19 protein-coding genes and 1 tRNA gene are annotated in these 17129 nt (G+C 69.3%); 14 read left to right on the forward strand and 6 right to left on the reverse strand.

Annotated elements, in window-relative coordinates; genetic code table 11:
- Positions 1 to 78: 78 nt before the first annotated feature.
- Positions 79 to 1263 (reverse strand): metallophosphoesterase, encoded by a 1185-nt coding sequence (locus BLQ91_RS06900; RefSeq protein WP_342670614.1) that lies wholly within the window; start codon positions 1261 to 1263, stop codon positions 79 to 81.
- Between the two features lie 198 nt (positions 1264 to 1461).
- Here BLQ91_RS06900 and BLQ91_RS06905 point away from each other — a divergent pair, with 198 nt between their 5' ends.
- From BLQ91_RS06905 to pabB, 3 genes are all read left to right on the forward strand, one after another.
- Positions 1462 to 1959, forward strand: coding sequence for a SigE family RNA polymerase sigma factor (locus BLQ91_RS06905; protein ID WP_090095726.1), 498 nt, complete (start codon positions 1462 to 1464; stop codon positions 1957 to 1959).
- Complete coding sequence (locus tag BLQ91_RS06910) at positions 1956 to 2792, forward strand: hypothetical protein (RefSeq protein WP_090095727.1); 837 nt, start codon at positions 1956 to 1958, stop codon at positions 2790 to 2792. Before BLQ91_RS06905 ends, BLQ91_RS06910 begins: the two co-directional genes overlap by 4 nt.
- Positions 2793 to 2882: 90 nt before the next feature.
- A complete protein-coding gene (gene pabB, locus BLQ91_RS06915; RefSeq protein ID WP_090095728.1) occupies positions 2883 to 4868 on the forward strand; it encodes an aminodeoxychorismate synthase component I in 1986 nt (661 codons plus the stop codon).
- A gap of 98 nt (positions 4869 to 4966) precedes the next feature.
- Here the strand turns inward: pabB and BLQ91_RS06920 are convergent, their stop codons facing one another.
- Complete coding sequence (locus BLQ91_RS06920; protein WP_030466676.1) at positions 4967 to 5308, reverse strand: histone-like nucleoid-structuring protein Lsr2; 342 nt, start codon at positions 5306 to 5308, stop codon at positions 4967 to 4969.
- A 325-nt stretch (positions 5309 to 5633) separates the two neighbouring features.
- On the opposite strand from BLQ91_RS06920, the gene BLQ91_RS06925 reads away from it, so the two are divergent.
- From BLQ91_RS06925 to BLQ91_RS06945, 5 genes are all read left to right on the forward strand, one after another.
- A complete protein-coding gene (locus BLQ91_RS06925) occupies positions 5634 to 5915 on the forward strand; it encodes a metal-sensitive transcriptional regulator (RefSeq protein WP_090095729.1) in 282 nt (93 codons plus the stop codon).
- Between the two features lie 50 nt (positions 5916 to 5965).
- Positions 5966 to 6039: transfer RNA gene (locus tag BLQ91_RS06930), tRNA-Leu, on the forward strand.
- A gap of 257 nt (positions 6040 to 6296) precedes the next feature.
- The gene (locus BLQ91_RS06935) at positions 6297 to 7208 is read left to right on the forward strand and encodes a cellulose-binding domain-containing protein (RefSeq protein ID WP_143022540.1); all 912 of its coding nucleotides are present in this window, start codon (positions 6297 to 6299) and stop codon (positions 7206 to 7208) included.
- A gap of 77 nt (positions 7209 to 7285) precedes the next feature.
- Entirely contained in the window at positions 7286 to 7900 is a 615-nt protein-coding gene (locus BLQ91_RS06940) for a ClpP family protease (protein ID WP_090096060.1), read from the forward strand.
- Positions 7897 to 8487 (forward strand): ClpP family protease, encoded by a 591-nt coding sequence (locus tag BLQ91_RS06945; protein ID WP_090095731.1) that lies wholly within the window; start codon positions 7897 to 7899, stop codon positions 8485 to 8487. Before BLQ91_RS06940 ends, BLQ91_RS06945 begins: the two co-directional genes overlap by 4 nt.
- A gap of 123 nt (positions 8488 to 8610) precedes the next feature.
- Here the strand turns inward: BLQ91_RS06945 and BLQ91_RS06950 are convergent, their stop codons facing one another.
- Positions 8611 to 8982 carry a helix-turn-helix domain-containing protein gene (locus BLQ91_RS06950; RefSeq protein WP_090095732.1) on the reverse strand — a complete coding sequence of 124 codons (372 nt, stop codon included), beginning with the start codon at positions 8980 to 8982 and terminating at the stop codon, positions 8611 to 8613.
- 111 nt (positions 8983 to 9093) lie between these two features.
- Between BLQ91_RS06950 and BLQ91_RS06955 the strand changes: the two genes are divergently transcribed.
- Positions 9094 to 9885 (forward strand): SDR family NAD(P)-dependent oxidoreductase, encoded by a 792-nt coding sequence (locus BLQ91_RS06955; protein WP_090095733.1) that lies wholly within the window; start codon positions 9094 to 9096, stop codon positions 9883 to 9885.
- Positions 9886 to 9894: 9 nt separating this feature from the next.
- Entirely contained in the window at positions 9895 to 10485 is a 591-nt protein-coding gene (locus tag BLQ91_RS06960) for a TetR/AcrR family transcriptional regulator (protein ID WP_090095734.1), read from the forward strand.
- Here BLQ91_RS06960 and BLQ91_RS06965 read toward each other — a convergent pair.
- The 3 genes from BLQ91_RS06965 to BLQ91_RS06975 are packed head-to-tail and all read right to left on the reverse strand — an operon-like array spanning position 10482 to position 13430.
- Complete coding sequence (locus BLQ91_RS06965; protein WP_090095735.1) at positions 10482 to 11978, reverse strand: tripartite tricarboxylate transporter permease; 1497 nt, start codon at positions 11976 to 11978, stop codon at positions 10482 to 10484. The two genes, BLQ91_RS06960 and BLQ91_RS06965, sit on opposite strands and share 4 nt — an antisense overlap.
- The gene (locus tag BLQ91_RS06970) at positions 11971 to 12462 is read right to left on the reverse strand and encodes a tripartite tricarboxylate transporter TctB family protein (RefSeq protein WP_090095736.1); all 492 of its coding nucleotides are present in this window, start codon (positions 12460 to 12462) and stop codon (positions 11971 to 11973) included. The genes BLQ91_RS06965 and BLQ91_RS06970 overlap by 8 nt, the downstream gene beginning before the upstream one ends.
- Entirely contained in the window at positions 12459 to 13430 is a 972-nt protein-coding gene (locus BLQ91_RS06975) for a Bug family tripartite tricarboxylate transporter substrate binding protein (RefSeq protein ID WP_090095737.1), read from the reverse strand. The genes BLQ91_RS06970 and BLQ91_RS06975 overlap by 4 nt, the downstream gene beginning before the upstream one ends.
- Positions 13431 to 13601: 171 nt before the next feature.
- On the opposite strand from BLQ91_RS06975, the gene BLQ91_RS06980 reads away from it, so the two are divergent.
- The 4 genes from BLQ91_RS06980 (at position 13602) to BLQ91_RS06995 (ending at position 17115) form a co-directional block, all read left to right on the forward strand.
- Positions 13602 to 15140 carry an ATP-binding protein gene (locus BLQ91_RS06980; RefSeq protein ID WP_245733183.1) on the forward strand — a complete coding sequence of 513 codons (1539 nt, stop codon included), beginning with the start codon at positions 13602 to 13604 and terminating at the stop codon, positions 15138 to 15140.
- The gene (locus tag BLQ91_RS06985; RefSeq protein ID WP_090096061.1) at positions 15137 to 15808 is read left to right on the forward strand and encodes a response regulator; all 672 of its coding nucleotides are present in this window, start codon (positions 15137 to 15139) and stop codon (positions 15806 to 15808) included. The genes BLQ91_RS06980 and BLQ91_RS06985 overlap by 4 nt, the downstream gene beginning before the upstream one ends.
- 88 nt (positions 15809 to 15896) lie before the next feature.
- Positions 15897 to 16424: a DUF4232 domain-containing protein gene (locus BLQ91_RS06990; protein WP_176959591.1), complete on the forward strand. Its 528-nt coding sequence runs from the start codon at positions 15897 to 15899 to the stop codon at positions 16422 to 16424.
- 82 nt (positions 16425 to 16506) lie between these two features.
- Positions 16507 to 17115, forward strand: a complete 609-nt coding sequence (locus BLQ91_RS06995; RefSeq protein ID WP_090095740.1) for a LysE family translocator — start codon at positions 16507 to 16509, stop codon at positions 17113 to 17115.
- Positions 17116 to 17129 lie beyond the last annotated feature (14 nt).

Consider the following 17129-nt stretch of genomic DNA (forward strand, 5'->3'; position numbering starts at 1 on the left):
CGTTCCGTACGCGGGCACGGCCGACCACTCTACGGCCTTGACACCGCAAGCGCGCAATCCCGTCGGGCCGAGTGTGATTTAGCCAGCAGAACGAAGTTCGATCATCGTGATGTCCGGCGGGGCCCCGACGCGCACCGGCGGACCCCAGAAACCCGCGCCACGACTGGTGTAGAGCCACGTGTCGTCCACCTTCGACAGCCCCGCCGTGCTGGGTTGCTGCAACGGCACGAGGAAGTTGAACGGCACCATCTGTCCGCCGTGTGTATGGCCGGACAACTGGAGATCGACGCCGTGTGAAGACGCGTCGCTGACCAGCACGGGCTGGTGTGACAACAGGACTACGGGGTTGTCGCGGTCCCGTCCCGCGAGTGCCCGGCCGAAGTCGGGCCCGTCGTCGTACGACTTGCCGGTGACGTCGTTCACACCCACGACCTCGATGCCGCCGGCGACCGTCAACCCCTCGTTGCGCAACGGGTTCACGCCGAGCCTGTCGAGCTCCGCGATCCACTGCTCGTGACCGGAGAAGTACTCGTGGTTGCCCGTCACGAAGAAGCTGCCGTGCTTCGAGACGAGGTCCCGCAGCGGTGCGGCGGCCTCGCCCAGCTCGGCGACGGAGCCGTCGACCAGGTCACCGACGATCGCGACGAGGTCGGCCTCCTGCTCGTTGATCATCCGCACGATCCGTTCGGTGTGCGAACGCCCGAGCAGCGGTCCGAGGTGGATGTCGCTCACGACCGCGATGCGGAAGCCCGACAGCGACGACTTGAGCTTGCCGAGTGACACGGGGACGTTCAGCATCCGCGGGTCGCCCAGCGCCTCGGTCATGCCGTAGCCGACGATGCCGCCCGCGGCGAGGCCGGAACCGATCGCGACCGAGCGCGAGATGAACAGCCGCCGCGACGGGTCCGGCACGACCTCGACCGGTTCGGCGGCCTCGGCGCCGGTGCCGACGGCGACCGGCGCGGCGGTCGCCCGCCTGAGCAGGACCCGGCGCGGGACCTCGGCGATCCCGAGCACGATCACCAGGTAGAACAGCACCGCGAGCCAGACGAACCCCGGCCAGGCGAAGAACTTCCCGTACTCCGGCGGCACCCTCCGCGTCACGACCAGGGCACTCATCAGCAGCAGGAACGCGCCGACGATGGCCAGCGCGCCGATGCGGCGCCCGAGCGTGCGCGGAAGCGTTGTGTCCACGACCAGCCGGCGCCACAGGTAGAGGTGACCGAGCGCGGTCGGAACTCCGAGGAGCAACAGGAAAATCACGACATCAGTATGCTTTTCCCTCTCGCGTGGGCGACCTTCGGTGCTCCCTTCGGGGAAGCGCGCTCACGTTCGGCACGCGCACCGTCACAACCGGTGTGGCCTTCTTCCGGTCCCGGTGAGAAATCGCCCGCGAACCCGTGCAACCCGCCAGGCCCCAGGTGGCGTGACTAACCCGGCACCGCAGAAGGGGGAAACCTGATGAGTGACCGGGACGCCGCGTTCCAGGAGTACTTCGCGGCCCGTTCCGACGTCATGCGCGGCACGGCATACCTGCTGTGCGGTGACTGGCATCGCGCGGAAGACCTCGTGCAACAGGCGTTCACGAAGCTGTACCTGGCGTGGCGCCGGATCGAGCGGCACGAGGCGCTGGACGCCTACACCAGGCAGGTCCTGGTGCGGACGTTCCTGTCCGAGCGGCGGCGCGGGTGGTTCCGGTTCGAGTCGGCCAGTGACGACTTCGCCGACTCGGTCGCTCCCGCGGGCGTCCACCCCGAGGAGCGGATGGTGCTGCTGGAGGCGCTGGCGAAGGTGCCTCCGAAGCAACGTGCGTGCCTCGTCCTGCGGTACTGGGAGGACATGTCCGTCGAACAGACGGCCGCTGTCCTCGGGTGTTCGGGAGGAACCGTGAAGAGCCAGGCCGCGCGGGGGCTGCAGACGCTGCGCGGCCTGCTCGCAGAGCAGGAGAGGGTTCGATGAACGAACAGGACCTGAAGAACGCTTTCGAACGCGCGCTGGTGGCGAGCAGCCCGCCGCCGTCGATGGACCCCGGTCAGGCCCTCGACGCCGCCCGCAAGGCCAGGGCCAAGCGCTCGGCGTCGGTGCTGGGCGCCCTGGTCGCGGTGCTGGTCGTGGGGCTGGGGGTCGGCTCGGCGTTCGCGCTGAACCCCGAGCTGGGCCGTCAGGTGATGAAGGGTGCCGGGCAGATCCTGCCCTCGTCGGTCTGGGGACTGGAGTGGCCGGTCGGCCAGACCGACCGCACGGCCACGAACGGGCCGCAGGCGGACAGGGCGCGGAAGCTGCTCGAGGAGCTGAAGGGCGTCGTGCCGGCCGGGTACGACGCACCCCAGCTCCGCTACCAGGACTGGCGCTACAACGGCGGGGACATGCAGCGGACCCAGGGCCAGATCGCGTCCGACCGCGGTGTGACCCCGGAGGTCTGGGAGTACATGGCCCAGACACCGGTGCGCAAGGACGGCCAGGTGGGCTGGTTGCTCGCCGAGGTGTCCACACCGAACCGGGCACTGCCCGCCGAACCCTGCGCGCTGGCCAGGACGTTCTGGGGCATGGGCGGGGAGTGCGCGGTGGTGCTCGTCGACGGCCTGGAGGTCGGCGTCGTGCAGCGCAACACCAGCGGCCGCCACCAGTTCGACAAGTGGGCGACCTACCGCGCCCGGGACGGGCAGGTCGTGACGATCGCGCAGGACGACAGCTACGAGGGCGGTGGCTACCCGCAGCTCGACGTGCCGGTGTTCACCGAGCGGCAGCTGGCCGAGCTGGCGACCGATCCCCGGTTCCGGGTCGGCGGCTGACCGCGCCCGCACGCTGAGGGCGGCCACGGCTGTGGCCGCCCTCTCTCGTTGCTCCTATCGGGTGTTTTGCCAGGTAGAGTGCCGTTCGCAATGCGGACTCTGCTCATCGACAACTACGACTCGTTCACGTTCAACCTCTTCCAGCACCTGGCCGAGGTGAACGGCGCCGAGCCCGTGGTCGTCCACAACGACGACCCGCGCTTCCGGCTTGCCTCGCTCCGGTCGTTCGACAACGTGGTGATCTCGCCCGGTCCCGGCCGGCCCGGCAACCCCGCCGACTTCGGCGTCTGCCGCGCGGTGGTCGAGCACGCCGAGATCCCGTTGCTCGGCGTCTGCCTGGGCCATCAAGGGCTGTGCCTGTCTTACGGCGCTGTCGTGGGTCCTGCGCCCGTTCCGCGTCATGGGATCGTTTCGCCGGTTGTCCACACGGGCGTCGACGTGTTCGCGGGATTGCCGTCGCCGTTGAACGTCGTGCGCTACCACTCGTTGGCGGTCACGGACCTGCCCCCTTCGCTGGAAGCGATCGCTTGGAGCGACGACTCCGTTCTCATGGGCGTGCGCGCGCTCGACCGGCCCGCATGGGGCGTGCAGTTCCACCCCGAGTCGATCTGCACGGACCTCGGCCGCGAGATGCTCGCGAACTTCGCCGCGCTCACCCCGACGCGGACCGCTGCCGTCGCGGAGCCGCCGCTGGTGCGCGCCAAGGCCCAGAAGCGCCCTGTGCAGGTGCGGAGGCTCGACGTCGCCGTTGACGCGGAGGAAGCCTTCGCGGCGCTGCACGGGACGTCTGAGGCCGCGTTCTGGCTGGACAGCGGCACCCGCGGTCGCTTCTCCTTCATGGGGGACGCCTCAGGGCCGCTCGCCCGCGTCGCCCAGTACTCCGTGCAGGACCACGTGCTCACGCTCGACGGCGAACGGCAGCACTGCCCGTCCTTCTTCTCGTGGCTGGACGACGACCTCTCGGCGTGGGGCGTCGAGCAGCCCGACGTGCCCTTCGACTTCGCCCTGGGCTGGGTCGGCTACCTCGGCTACGAACTGAAGGCCGAGTGCGGCGGCGACTTCGCGCACCGCGCCGAACAGCCGGACGCGTCGTTCGTGTTCGTGGACCGCGCCGTCGTCATCGACCACGAAGAATATTGCGTCTATTTGCTGTCGCTGACCGAGGACAGCTGGTTCGACGAGGTTTCGGCGGTTCTGGCCCGTCTGTCGCCATTGGCCGAACCTTCGCGCCCCGTCGTGTCCGACGTGACGTTGCGCCATCCGCGCGCGCACTACCTGAAGCTGATCGGCGCCTGCCAGGAAGCGATCACCGCGGGTGAGACGTACGAGGCGTGCCTGACGAACATGATGTCGTGGCGTGCCTCGCTCGACCCGTGGGACACATATCGGCTGCTTCGCGCCGCAAATCCCGTCCCGTTCGGCGCACTGCTGCGTTTCGGTGACCTCTCCGTGCTCAGCACGTCACCCGAACGATTTATCCGTGTGCACCGGGATGGCGTCGTCGAGTCGTCGCCGATCAAGGGCACGCGGCCTCGCGGTGTTGATGCGGCGGACGACGAGATGTTGCGCACAACGTTGGCGCGATCGGTCAAGGACCGCGCCGAGAACCTCATGATCGTGGACCTCGTCCGCAACGATCTCGGCACCTGCGCGGAAGTCGGTTCCGTCGAGGTGACGCGGTTGTTCGACGTCGAAACCTACTCGACCGTGCACCAATTGGTGAGTACGGTGCGGGCACGGCTGCGGCCGGACAGTTCTGCCGTCCGATGTGTTCGGGCCGCGTTTCCCGGCGGTTCCATGACCGGCGCGCCGAAGATCCGGACCATGCAGATCCTCGACGGCTTGGAAGCCGGTCCACGCGGGGTGTACTCGGGAGCGCTCGGTTACTTCTCGCTCAACGGAGCAGCCGACTTCAGCATCGTCATCCGAACGCTGGTCGCGAACGGCGACCGGGTGACATTCGGTGTCGGAGGAGCGGTGATCTCGCTGTCCGACCCCGCCGGGGAATTCGAGGAGACAGCGGTCAAGGCCACTGCGGTGTCCCGCCTGTTCGGCGTGGACTTTCCAGGGCGTTGATCCCGCGTTCCGGGGATAGTGTGAACGAACCGGAACGCGGTTTAACACGTCGGCCGGTGGTCCGGCCGACGTGTGGAAACCTCGCTGGTTTCAGCAGGTCAGGAGGCGTGAGCTTCCTGGAACTGCACGACCAGGTTCTGCGGAATGCGACCGCGGTCCGAGATCTGGTGCCCCTGTGCGCGGGCCCAGTCGCGAATACGCTGCGCCTCAGCCTTGTCGCTGGCCTTCACCGTCGACTTGCCGGTGCCCTTGCGCTGCTTGCGGCCACCCGCACGGCGAGCCTTGGCGACGAAGTCCGCCAGCGACTCACGAAGCCGCTCCGCATTTCCCTTCGACAGGTCGATGGCGTACTCGACACCGTCAAGTGCGAAGGTCACGGTCTCGTCGGCTTCTCCGCCGTCGAGGTCGTCGATGAGTTGGACGACGGTCTGCTGTGCCACTGTTCCTCCGTTGGGTACTCACATAGCACGCGGATCCTCGACGTAACCACGTGCTTCGGCAACACCATAGTGCACATCGTGAAAAACGGCGAACCTTTCGCCGCTAAAATGTGACCCCAACCGCCCGGTCGGGGCATTTCCCCCGGTAAACCACATGGGTGTTATGGGTCCAAAATGTGCAGCTAGTCGTCTCACTTCGGCCCGTTGCTGGGCTTGCCGGACGCTTCCCCATTCCCGCTGACGGAGCAACGTTGCACATAACGCACCCGCGTCGGGTGCGGGTATCCTCGACATACCCGCACGGGGTAGGGAAGGTCAGGAGCCGATGCACGGGTACACCGCGGACAAGGACGCATACCTCAAGCGACTGCGCCGCATCGAGGGACAGATCCGCGGTCTCCAGCGCATGGTCGAGAACGACGATTACTGCATCGACGTCCTCACCCAGATCTCCGCCGCCACGAAGGCCCTGCAAGCGGTCTCGCTCGGGTTGCTCGACGAGCACCTGAAGCATTGTGTGGCCCAGGCCGCGGCCGAAGGCGGCGCGGTGGCCGAGGAGAAGATCGCGGAGGCGTCCGCGGCGATCAGCCGCTTGGTCAAGTCGTAGGGACCCAGCAGAAACCCGCTTGGGTGATCCGCTACAGTTCACCCTGCTACGCCCCCGTAGCCCAATCGGCAGAGGCAGCGGACTCAAAATCCGTCCAGTGTGCGTTCGAGTCGCACCGGGGGCACGATCTTCGAGCGAGGTGTGTCTGCGGAAAGCGCAGACCATGCCTCGCTCGTGGTGTTTTCCGGGGGCCGAGCCCCCATGCCCCAGCCGGGGCGCTGCGCCCCGGACCCCGCGTCGGGTCGTCGCTCCGCCCGACCCGTTCCACAGTGGAATCGAACTGGTCATCTCCTTGGTGATCAAGGCCGAACGGTGGATGTGGGGGCCGGTGCGGGCCGCTACGGTCGTGCGGGATTCAACGATCGTGTGCGGGAGTCTTCGGTGGTCCGGAAGTCCTTGTCGCTTCTTCTCGTGCTGCTGGTGTGCGGGTGCACTGTGGAGGGTCAGTCGCGGCCCGTGACGGCGCCGGTGCAGCTGCAGGTGCCCACGCTGGTCAACGACTCGCGTGGCGACGTGGCCGCTGTCGTCCGTGCGGTGGTGGACGGGCGGACCATCGAGCTCGACAGCGGGGAGCGGGTGCGGATCTCGCTGCTGGCGGCGCCGGCGGGGTGCTGGGCCGCGTCGGCCCGCGCGTTCGCCGAGAAGACGTTGGTGGGCAAGCCCGTTCGCGTCAGCGCTGTCACGCCGGGTGAGGTGAGCGTCCGGCTCGAGGACGACACCGACTACGCGGCGCTCGCCGTTCGCGAGGGTGTGTTGAGGGCGCAGGACGCGGCCGGCTCGCTCTCCGACGCCGAACTCGGTGCCGCTCGCGCCGACCGCGGGCTGTGGGGGGCGCCGTGCAACGGCATGGACGTCGCACCCACCACGACCACGGTTCCGCAGTCTTCTCAGCGGGCCGAGCCGCCGACGTCGGTTGCGACCACTTCTGCGGCCGCGCCTTCGGTTCTGGTGACGACGACTGCGCCTCCCGCGCCGACCTGTTCGGTGGCCTATCGGGTCGAGGAGCAGTGGCAGGGCGGGTTCCAGAGCAGGATCACGATCAGGAACACCGGTGCGGCGGCGATCGGCGGCTGGACGTTGCGGTGGTCGTTCGCCGACGGGCAGAGCTTGCGGGAGATGTGGGGCGCGACCGCGTCGCAGCGGGGAGCGGCCGTCACCGCGACCAGCGTCGACCACACCAGGACCGTTCCGGCGCGCGGTGAGGTGGCGGTCGGGTTCATCGGAGCCTTCCGCGACAGGAACACCGCGCCTTCGTCGTTCACGCTCAACGGAACGGTCTGCGCGACGAGCTGACCGCGCCTGCTGTGAGCTGATCTGCTCACGGCAGAGAAAGCGGCGCACCGCCGGGCGTGCCCGGCATCGTCGGTGCCATGACCAACAACGAGAAGATGTTCAGCCCAGGGCTGAGGGAGCGGTTCTTCGGCCAGCGCGTGCTGATCCTCGACGGCGCGCTCGACGACGACAACGGCACTGTGCTCGCGACCCAGATGCTGTCGCTGGCGAGCGAGGACCCGCGGCAGGACATCGCGCTGTGGATCAACTCGCCGGGTGGGTCGGTGCCCTCGATGCTCGCGATCCGCGACGTGATGCGGCTGGTGCCGTGCGACGTGGCGACGCTGGCGCTGGGCCTCGCGTGCAGCGCCGGCCAGTTCCTGCTGTCGGCGGGCAGTCCGGGCAAGCGGTTCGCGTTGCCGCACGCGCGAATCCTGATGCACCAGGGAAGTGCGGGCATCGGCGGCTCGGCTGTCGAGGTCGAGGTGCAGGCCGACGACCTGCGCCACACCAGGGACACGGTGCTCGGCCTGATCGCGGAGGACACCGGCCAGCCGTTCGACCGCATCTTCACCGACTCGCTGCACGACCGCTGGTTCACCACGGAACAGGCGCGCGAGTACGGCTTCATCGACCACGTGGTCAGCGACCTCGGCCAGGTCGTGCCCGTCCGCATGCACAAGCTGGGACTTCACTCGGGAGCGGTCGCATGAGCAGCTACACCATCCCCAACGTCATCACGCGCGACGCCCGTGGCGAGCGGGTCATGGACGTCTACTCGCACCTGCTGTCCGAGCGGATCGTCTACCTCGGCACGGGAATCGACTCCGGCGTGGCCAACGCGCTGATCGCGCAGCTGTTCCACCTGGAGGCGGACAACCCGGACCTGGAGATCAACCTCTACATCAACTGCGAGGGCGGGGATCCCTCCGCGATGCTCGCCCTGTACGACACCATGCGCTACATCAAGGCGCCCGTGGCCACCACGTGTGTCGGACAGGCGGTGGCGGTGGGCGCGGTGCTGCTGGCGGCGGGGGCCGAGGGACGGCGGTCGGTGCTGCCCCACTCGCGGGTGGTGCTGCACCAGCCTGCCGCGCAGGGGCGGGGGACCATCCCGGACCTCATCCTCGCGGCGGACGAGGTGGTGCGGGTGCGGGCGCAGATGGAGAACATCCTGGCCCGGCACACCGGGCGAGGCGTGGAGGAGTTGCGGCACGACACCGATCGGGATCGGGTGTTCGACGCTGCCGGGGCGGTGGAGTACGGGCTGGCTGACCGGGTGCTGGACCAGCGGGCTTGAGCTGGCTTCGACGTGCGCGGGTCGGGATGAGGCGTGGGGGGCGATCGGGGCTTGACCTCGAGCCTTGGCGGGATGCTGGACGGCCGGAAAGGCCGGGCTGAGAAGCGCCCGGCCCGGCGCCCGTCAGGCCGCCATCGCCACCGGGCCCGAAGGACGGCCCGTCGGTCGCGAGGTCTGGAAGTGCCCGCCGGCCCGGAAGGAGCTGGCGGAGCGGAGGTTGCGGACCTGACCGGCGATCCCGATCAGCAGGTCGGCCAGGTCGACGCCCAGCGCCCCCGCCACGGCAGCGATCATCTCGCTCGAGGGTTCCTTGCGGCCCCGTTCGATCTCGGACAGGTACTGCACCGAGATCCCGGCCCGTTCGGCCACGTCGACCAGGCGGTCACCCCGTTCTTCCCGGGTCTCGCGCAGCTTGCGGCCCAGGGCCTCGCGCCACAGCGGTTCGGGGCGCGGTGCAGGACCGGGCTTGCGGTTGAAGTCCAGGATCTCCGCCATGTCGTCATCGTGGCAGCACCCCGGCCACCCCGAAGGGCGGTTCTGCTACCAGCAGAAGCGGCAACAAAAGACAGGTTGGCAGCGACTGTCAATCTGGCGTACGGTGACGTCATGGGAGTCGACTTCGGGAAGCAGACGGTGCTGGTCACCGGGGCCAGTTCGGGCATCGGCGCGGAGTTCGCGCGGCAGTTGGCGGCACGCGGGTCGGGGCTGGTGCTGGTCGCGCGCAGGAAGGACCGGCTGGAGGAGCTGGCCGGGCAGCTGCGTGGGGCGCACGGCGTGGAGGTGCACGTGGTGGCGGCGGACCTCGCCCAGTCGGGGATCGGGCAGCGGCTGGCCGACGAAGTCGCCGGGTTCGGTGTCACGAGCGTCGTCAACAACGCCGGGTTCGCGAACTTCGGGCCGTTCCACGAGGAGGACCCGGAGCGGCTGCGGCAGGAGGTCGCGGTCGACGTCAACGCCGTCGTCGAGATCAGCCGGGCGTTCATCGGACCGTTGCGCGCCCACGGTCACGGCTTCCTCGTCAACGTCGCGAGCATGGCGGCCTACCAGGCGTCGCCGTGGGCTTCGGTCTACGGCGCGGCGAAGGCGTTCGTCGTGAGCTTCACCGAAGGGCTGTGGGTGGAGTCGCGCGGGACCGGGTTGCGGGTCGTGGTGCTGTCGCCCGGTGCGACGCGGACCGAGTTCTTCGACGTCGCGGGCAGCGAGGAGATGGCGGGCGGGACCAGGATGCAGACGGCCGGCGAGGTGGTCGCGAGCGCCATGCGCGCGTTGGAGCGGCGGGTCACGCCCGTCGGTGTCATCTCGGGCAGGACGAACCGGTTCCTGGCGTTCGCGTCACGACACCTGACCTCGCGCGCCTTCAACGCTCGGATGATCGGGCGCATGGTGCGGCGCGGCTAGAGTGGGCGCATGGAGAAGGCGGCGACGTTGTGGGACCGGTCGCGCCAGGCGGTGGTCGCCGAGATCGTCGAGACGGCGCTGGTCCTGTTCGCGGAGCAGGGCTACGAGGCGACCACGATGGCCCAGGTCGCCGCGAGGGCCGGTGTGTCGCAGCGGTCGCTGTTCCGCTACTTCGGCACCAAGGAGGACCTGGTCTGCGGTGAGCAGGACGCGCTCGGTGAGCTGCTGGTCCGCGCGGTCGAGGAGCAGGCGCCCGAAGTGTCCACCTGGGACGCGTTGCGGGCCGGGTTCACGACGATCCTCACGGCCTCGAACCACACGCAGGAGCGGGTGCTGGAGATCTCGACGCTGATCTTCGGCAACGCCTCGCTGCGCGCGAGGTACTTCGAGAAGCGGCTGAAGTGGCAGAAGGCGCTCGTGCCCGTCGTCGAGAAGCGGATGGGCATCGAGCACCGCGAGATCCCCGACCCCGCGGCGATGGGCGTCATCGCCACGGTGTTCGCGTGCGTCGACACGGCCTCGGAGCTGTGGGTCCGCCACGGCGGCAAGGCTGATCCGTTCGAGCTGTACGAACGAGCACTTGCCGCCGTGCGCGGTTAGACCGTCACTTCGGTCTTCTTGCGGCGCAGCCGAAGCGTGAACGCCACGACCAGCAACACCACGAGAACGGTGTAGGCGACCGCCGCGAACGGGCTCGTCACCAGCGCGCTGAGCGAGCCCTCGCTGATCTGCAGCGTGCGCCGGACCTGCTCCTCCGCCATCGGGCCGAGGATGAGGCCGACGACGAGCGGCGCGACCGGATAACCGTGGCGCCGCATGAAGAAGCCGACCACACCGATCACCAGCAGCACGATCAGGTCGTCCACGACGAAGTTCACCGCGTAGGTGCCCAGCGCCGCGAACAGCAGGATGCCCGCGTACAGGTACGGCCGCGGGATCTGCAGCACCTTCACCCAGATCTTCACCAGGGGCAGGTTCAGCACGAGCAGCATCACGTTGCCGATGTACAGCGACGCGATCAACGCCCACACCATCGCGGAGTTGTTGGTGAACAGCAGCGGTCCCGGCTGGATGCCGTAGCTCTGGAACGCCGCCACGATCACTGCGGCCGTCGCGGTGGTGGGCAGGCCGAGGGTCAGCAACGGCACCAGAACACCGGCCGCGGCCGCGTTGTTGGCTGCCTCCGGGCCCGCCACGCCCTCGATCGCGCCCTTGCCGAACTCCTCGGGCCGCTTCGAGAGCTTCTTCTCCGCCGCGTACGACAGGAACGTCGACACGTCGGCGCCACCGGCCGGCACGGTGCCGATCGGGAAGCCGATGAACGTGCCGCGCAGCCACGGCTTCCACGAGCGCGACCAGAAGCCGCGCGTCATCCACTTCCCGCCGATCGGGATGACCTCGATCGGCCCGTGCCGCAGCCGTGACGCCACGTACAGCGCCTCGCCGACCGCGAACACGCCGACCGCCACCACGACCACGTCGATGCCGTCGGCCATCGTCGCGATGCCGAGCGTGAAGCGCTGCTGCCCGGTCAGCGTGTCGGTGCCGACGAGCCCGATGAACAGGCCGAGTCCCAGCGACGCCAGACCGCGCACCGGGGACGAGCCGAGCAGTGCCGCCACGGTCGTGAACGCCACCACCATCAGTGCCACGTAGTCGGCGGGGCCCAGCTGGACGGCGAAGTCCGCGATGGTGGGCGCCAGCAACGTGAGCAGCACCGTGGCGATCGTGCCCGCCACGAACGAGCCGATGGCCGCGGTCGCGAGCGCGGCTGCACCGCGCCCGGCCTTGGCCATCTTGTTGCCTTCCAGGGCGGTCACGACGGACGCCGACTCGCCCGGGGTGTTGAGCAGGATCGACGTCGTCGAACCGCCGTACATGCCGCCGTAGTAGATGCCCGCGAAGATGATCAGCGCGGCCGTCGGTTCCAGCGTGTAGGTCAGCGGCAGCAGCAGCGCCACCGTCATCGCCGGTCCGATGCCGGGGAGCACGCCGACGGCGGTGCCGAGCGTGACGCCCAGCAGCGCGTAGAGCAGGTACTCGGGCTGCGCGGCGGTCGCGAAGCCCTCCAGGAGGGCGGTGATGCTATCCATCGAGGAGCGGCACCCCTTCGAAGATCCCGGCCGGCAGCGACAGGCCCAGGCCGGAGGCGAACACGACCTGCACGACGAGCGCCAGCACCACCGCGATCGGCAGCGCCCGCCACCAGGTCGCGCCCAGGCTCCAGGCGGCGCCGAAGAACAGCAGCGCCGCCGCGACCGGCCAGCCGACCAGGTCGATCAGCACCAGGTGCGCGACGAGGACGGCCACCAGCTTGCCCACGGTGACCCAGTCGGTGCGGACCGTCTCGTCGACGTCCTCGGCCTCCTCGGCCCGCCCGAGCTTCCCGCGCGCGGTCGCGATGATCGCCGCGATGCCCGTCACGACGAGCAGGATTCCCACCGCGTAGGGGAACGCGCGTGGTCCGACGGCGTTGTCGTCGCGCGCGGCGATCGTGGTCGCGTCGACGAGGGTGAAGACCCCGATCGCCGCGACCAGACCGCCGAACGCGTACTCCTCCGCTTTTTCAGCGATCACTTGACGAGCCCGATGTCCTGCAGTGCGGGCTTCACGCGGCCGATTTCCTTGAACAGGAACGTGGAGAACTCGGTGCCGGTCAGGAAGGTGTCGGTCCAGCCCTTCTTCTGCAGCTCCGCCTTCCACGCGTCGCTCGCGTGCATGTCGGTGACGAGCTTGGTGAGACGGGTCTTGGCCTCGGCCGAGATCGACGCCGGCGCCACGACGCCGCGCCAGTTGATCAGCTCGACGTTGAGGTCCTTGAACGTCGGCGCGTTCAGGTCGGGGTGCGGGTTCGGGCCGGACGTGCCCAGCGCGCGCAGCTTGCCCGCCTTGATCTGCTCCCTGTACTCGCCGACGCCCGAGATGCCCGCGTCGACCTTCTTGCCGAGCAGTGCCGCCAGCGACTCGCCGCCACCGGAGTAGGGCACGTAGTTCAGCTTGGCCGGGTCGATGTTCTTCGCCTTGAGCAGCATGCCGGCGAGGATGTGGTCGGTGCCGCCGGCCGAGCCGCCGGTGATCGAGACGCTCTTGCCCTTCTCGTTGACCGCGTTGAGCAGGTCGTCGATCGTCTTGTGCGGCGAGTCGGCGGGCACCACGACCACCTCGTCCTCGGCCGTCAGCCGGGCGATCGGCGTGGTCTCCTCCAGCCGGGTCTGCGACGCGTTGGTCTCCACCGCGCCGATCATGACCAGACCGGTGATCATCAGGAACGACTCGGAGCGCTCCGAGCTGAGCTTCTGCAGACCGACCGTGCCGCCGGCGCCGCCGACGTTGCTGACCTGCACGGAGTTGACGAGCTTCGCGCCGGTCACCGCCGACTGCATCGCGCGGGCGGTCTGGTCCCAGCCGCCACCGGGGTCGGCGGGCGCCATGATCTCCAGCTTGGCGATGGAGTCACCGCTCGCGCCCTTCGTCCCCTGACCGCATCCCGCGAGCACCAGTCCCGCGGCGGCGACCGCCACGGCTCGTCTCCAGGCCGTACTCATCCAACACTCCTCGCATCGTCGCGAACGCTGGGCGGGGACGCTAGGTAACGGCTGCGTGCATACGTAAGTGTTAGGTCGTAAGTTCCGTATTGGTCGTTTAGTTCGTGACTTCTTTCACAGGTGATGAGTGAGAATTCCCCCATGTTCCGTCGATCTGTTTCGTTTGGGGCCTTGCTGCTGGCGTTGCAGGTGGTCATCGTCCTGATGACGACCTGCGCCGCCGGTCTGCTGGCGGCCAAGCTGCAGAGCGACCGCATCCGCGACTCGTACAAGGACCGGATGCTGTCGGTCGCGGAGAGCGTGGCGCGGCTACCGGCAGTCATCGAGGCGTTCGGGACCGTTGACCCGTCCGCGTCCATCCAGCCGTTGGCCGAGGTGATCCGGAAGGCGTCCAACGTGACGTACGTGGTCGTCGCCGACGGCAACGGCGTCCGCTACGCCCACCCCGACCCGAAGCGCATCGGCGAGCACGTGTCCACCGACCCGAGCACCGCGTTGTCCGGCGAGGTGTTCGTCGGCACGGAGACGGGCACGCTCGGCACGTCGTTGCGCGCGAAGGTGCCGATCCGCACTCCCGAGGGCCGGATCATCGGCATGGCCTCGGTCGGCATCCTGGAGAGCCAGCTGTCCGAGGACCTCGCCGAGGACCTGCCGGAGCTGATCGGCTGGCTGGCCGCGGCCGCCCTCGTCGGCGTGCTGGGGGCCGCGCTGGTCACGCAGCACGTGCGGCGCCGGATGTTCCGCCTCGAACCCGCGGAGATCGCGCAGCTGCTGGAGACCAGGGACGCCATGCTGCACGGCATCCGCGAGGGCGTGGTCGCCGTGGACGACCAGGAGCGGCTGGCGCTGGTCAACGACGAGGCGATGCGCCTGCTCGGCCTGGCGGAGGACCCCAGCGGGCAGCCGGCGGCGGAGGTCCTCGACGACGGCCTGCTCGCCCTGGCGCGCGGCGACGACGTGGCCGACCGGCTGGTGCTCGCCGGCGAACGGGTCCTGGTCGCGAACCGGATGACGGCCAAGACGCACGACCGCGCGGTCGGCGTCGTGCTGACGTTGCGCGACCGGACGGAACTGCACGACGCGCTGAGGGAGCTCGACGGCCAGCGCACCGTCACGGAGGTGCTGCGGGCGCAGGCCCACGAGTTCTCCAACCACCTGCACGTCATCGGCGGTCTGCTGGAGCTCGACCGCGGCCCGGACGCGGTCGCGTACATCGAACGGGTCGGCGGAGCGGGGTCGCTCACCGCCGACATCATCGACGGGGCGAACGCCGACCCCGCGCTGGCGGCCCTGTTGCTGGCAAAATCGTCCACCGCGCACGAACGAGGTGTGGAGCTGCGGCTCGATCCCGGCAGCTCCGTCGACATCCGTGCGGGCGACGACGCGTTGACCGTCCTGGGCAACCTGGTCGACAACGCGGTGGACGCCGTGGAGACCGGAGGAACCGTGCGGGTGCTGGTGCGTTCGTCGGCGAGCGGGGTGCGGGTGGTCGTGGACGACGACGGGCCAGGGGTGGCCGAGTCGCAACGAGGCCGGATCTTCGACCTCGGCGTGAGCTCGAAGGACGCCCAGGGCGCGCACGGCAGGGGAATAGGACTGGCATTGGTGTCGAGGGTGGTGACCCGGCGCAGCGGCCGGGTGGCGATCACCGACTCGGAGCTCGGCGGCGCGTCGTTCGACGTGTGGCTGCCGGAAACGGGGAACCGATGAGCGTGCGGACGCTCGTGGTCGATGACGACTTCGCCGTGGCGGCGATCCACCGCGGTTTCCTGGAGGCGATGCCCGAGTTCGAGGTGGTAGGCGAGGCGCACCGCGGAGGAGAGGCGTTGCGCGCCATCGACGCGCTGCGGCCCGACCTGGTGCTGCTCGACATCCACCTGCCCGACATGTCGGGGCTCGAGGTGCTGTCACGGCTGCGCGCCCGCGGCGGGACCCCGGTCGACGTCATCGCGGTCACCGCGGCGCGCGAGCGGGAGACCGTGCGGCAGGCCATGTCCCGCGGTGTCGACAACTACCTGGTGAAGCCGTTCACGCGCACGGCGTTCATCGATCGCATGCGCGAGTACCTCGCCCAGCGCATCGAGGTGCAGCGGCTCGGGCAGGTGCTCGACCAGGACGAGGTCGACTCGTTGATGCACCACCGGCCGCGAACCCTCGCGATGCCCAAGGGGTTGTCGGCGGTGACCCTGCGGCTGGTGACCGATGCGTTGCGGGACAGCGAGAACGACCTGTCGGCGCAGGAGGTCGGCGACCGGGCGGGACTGTCGCGGGTCAGCGCGCGCCGCTACCTGGAGCACCTGGTGACGATCGGCAAGGCCGAGGTGCAGCCGCGCTACGGCATGGCGAACCGCCCGGCGCACGGGTACCGGCTGACCTGACCGGTCACTCCACAATGGACTTCCGTCCTTGTGGAGGTCTTGTGGAGGTTTCACCGCAACCACCGCGGTCACTGGCATGCTCGGGTGCATGAGACATGGGGGCAAAGTTCTGACAGCAATCGCCGTTCTGGCCGGACTGGTCGCGAGCGGCCCTGTCGCGCAGGCGTCGGAGGATCCCGGCTGTGCGGCCGGAGTGCGGTTCACCTCGAACCACACCGAGGCGGCCTCGGGGCTGCGCGTGATGTCGGTCGAGGTGGCCAACTGCGGGACGGAGGCGTTGCAGCTCAACGGGTATCCGCAGGTGAGCCTGTTCGACGCGGAGCGCCTGCCGTTGGACGTCGCGATCCTCCAGGGCACCGGCGGGATCACCGTCCTCGACGGGTTCGACGACCCGCCGCAGCCGATCACCGTGCAGCCGGGGGAGAGCGCCGCCAGCGCGTTCGTGTGGCGGAACACGAACACCTCGCTGGAGCCGCCGCAGGTCGCCAAGCACGTTGAACTGGCGACCGCTCCGGGCGCCGTGCAGCAGTCGTTGATCGCCGTGGCGCCGCAACGGAGCATCCACATCGACCTCGGCAGCACGGGACGGATGGGCGTTCGCGCCTGGTACCGCTAGTAAAGGGAGCTCAGGGGCGCGGGGTGGTGTCGGAAGTGTTAAATCTTCCGGCGCCGCGGCGTTTCCGTGTTCTGATGGCCGCATGTCGGTCACCGCGCTCCTGAGCTTCACCTTCGTCGCGCTGCTCACCGTCATCACGCCCGGCCTGGAAACCCTCCTGGTGCTGCGGACGGCGCTGCTGGCCGGCCGTCGTGCCGCGATGGGCGTCGTCGTGGGCAGCACGCTGGGCTGCCTGGTGTGGGCGACCGCCGGACTGATCGGGCTGACGGCGTTGCTGCAGGCGTCCGAGCTGGCCTACGACATCGTGCGCTGGCTCGGTGCGGGCTACCTGGTCCTCCTCGGGATCAAGGCGCTGTGGGCGTCCCGGCGGCCGGCCGAGCTCGACGAACCGGCGCCGGTGCCGTCCGTGCGGGCGGCGGTCCGGGTCGGGCTGCTGACGAACCTGCTCAACCCGAAGCCGGGCGTCTTCTACGTCTCGCTGCTGCCGCAGTTCCTCCCGGTCGGCCAGCCGGCGTGGGGTGTCGTGCTCGTCGCCATCCACCTCGGCATCGGCCTGCTGTGGTTCCCGGTCCTGATCACGGCGGCCGGGCGGGCGCGCGCTCTCCTGCTGCGGCAGCGGGTTCTGCTGGACCGCCTGTCCGCGTCCGCGCTGATCGCCTTCGGCCTGAAAACCGCTGCTGACGCGAGATAGCCTGTGATCTGATG

This window comes from Lentzea jiangxiensis (assembly GCF_900104175.1).
GTDB lineage: Bacteria > Actinomycetota > Actinomycetes > Mycobacteriales > Pseudonocardiaceae > Lentzea > Lentzea jiangxiensis.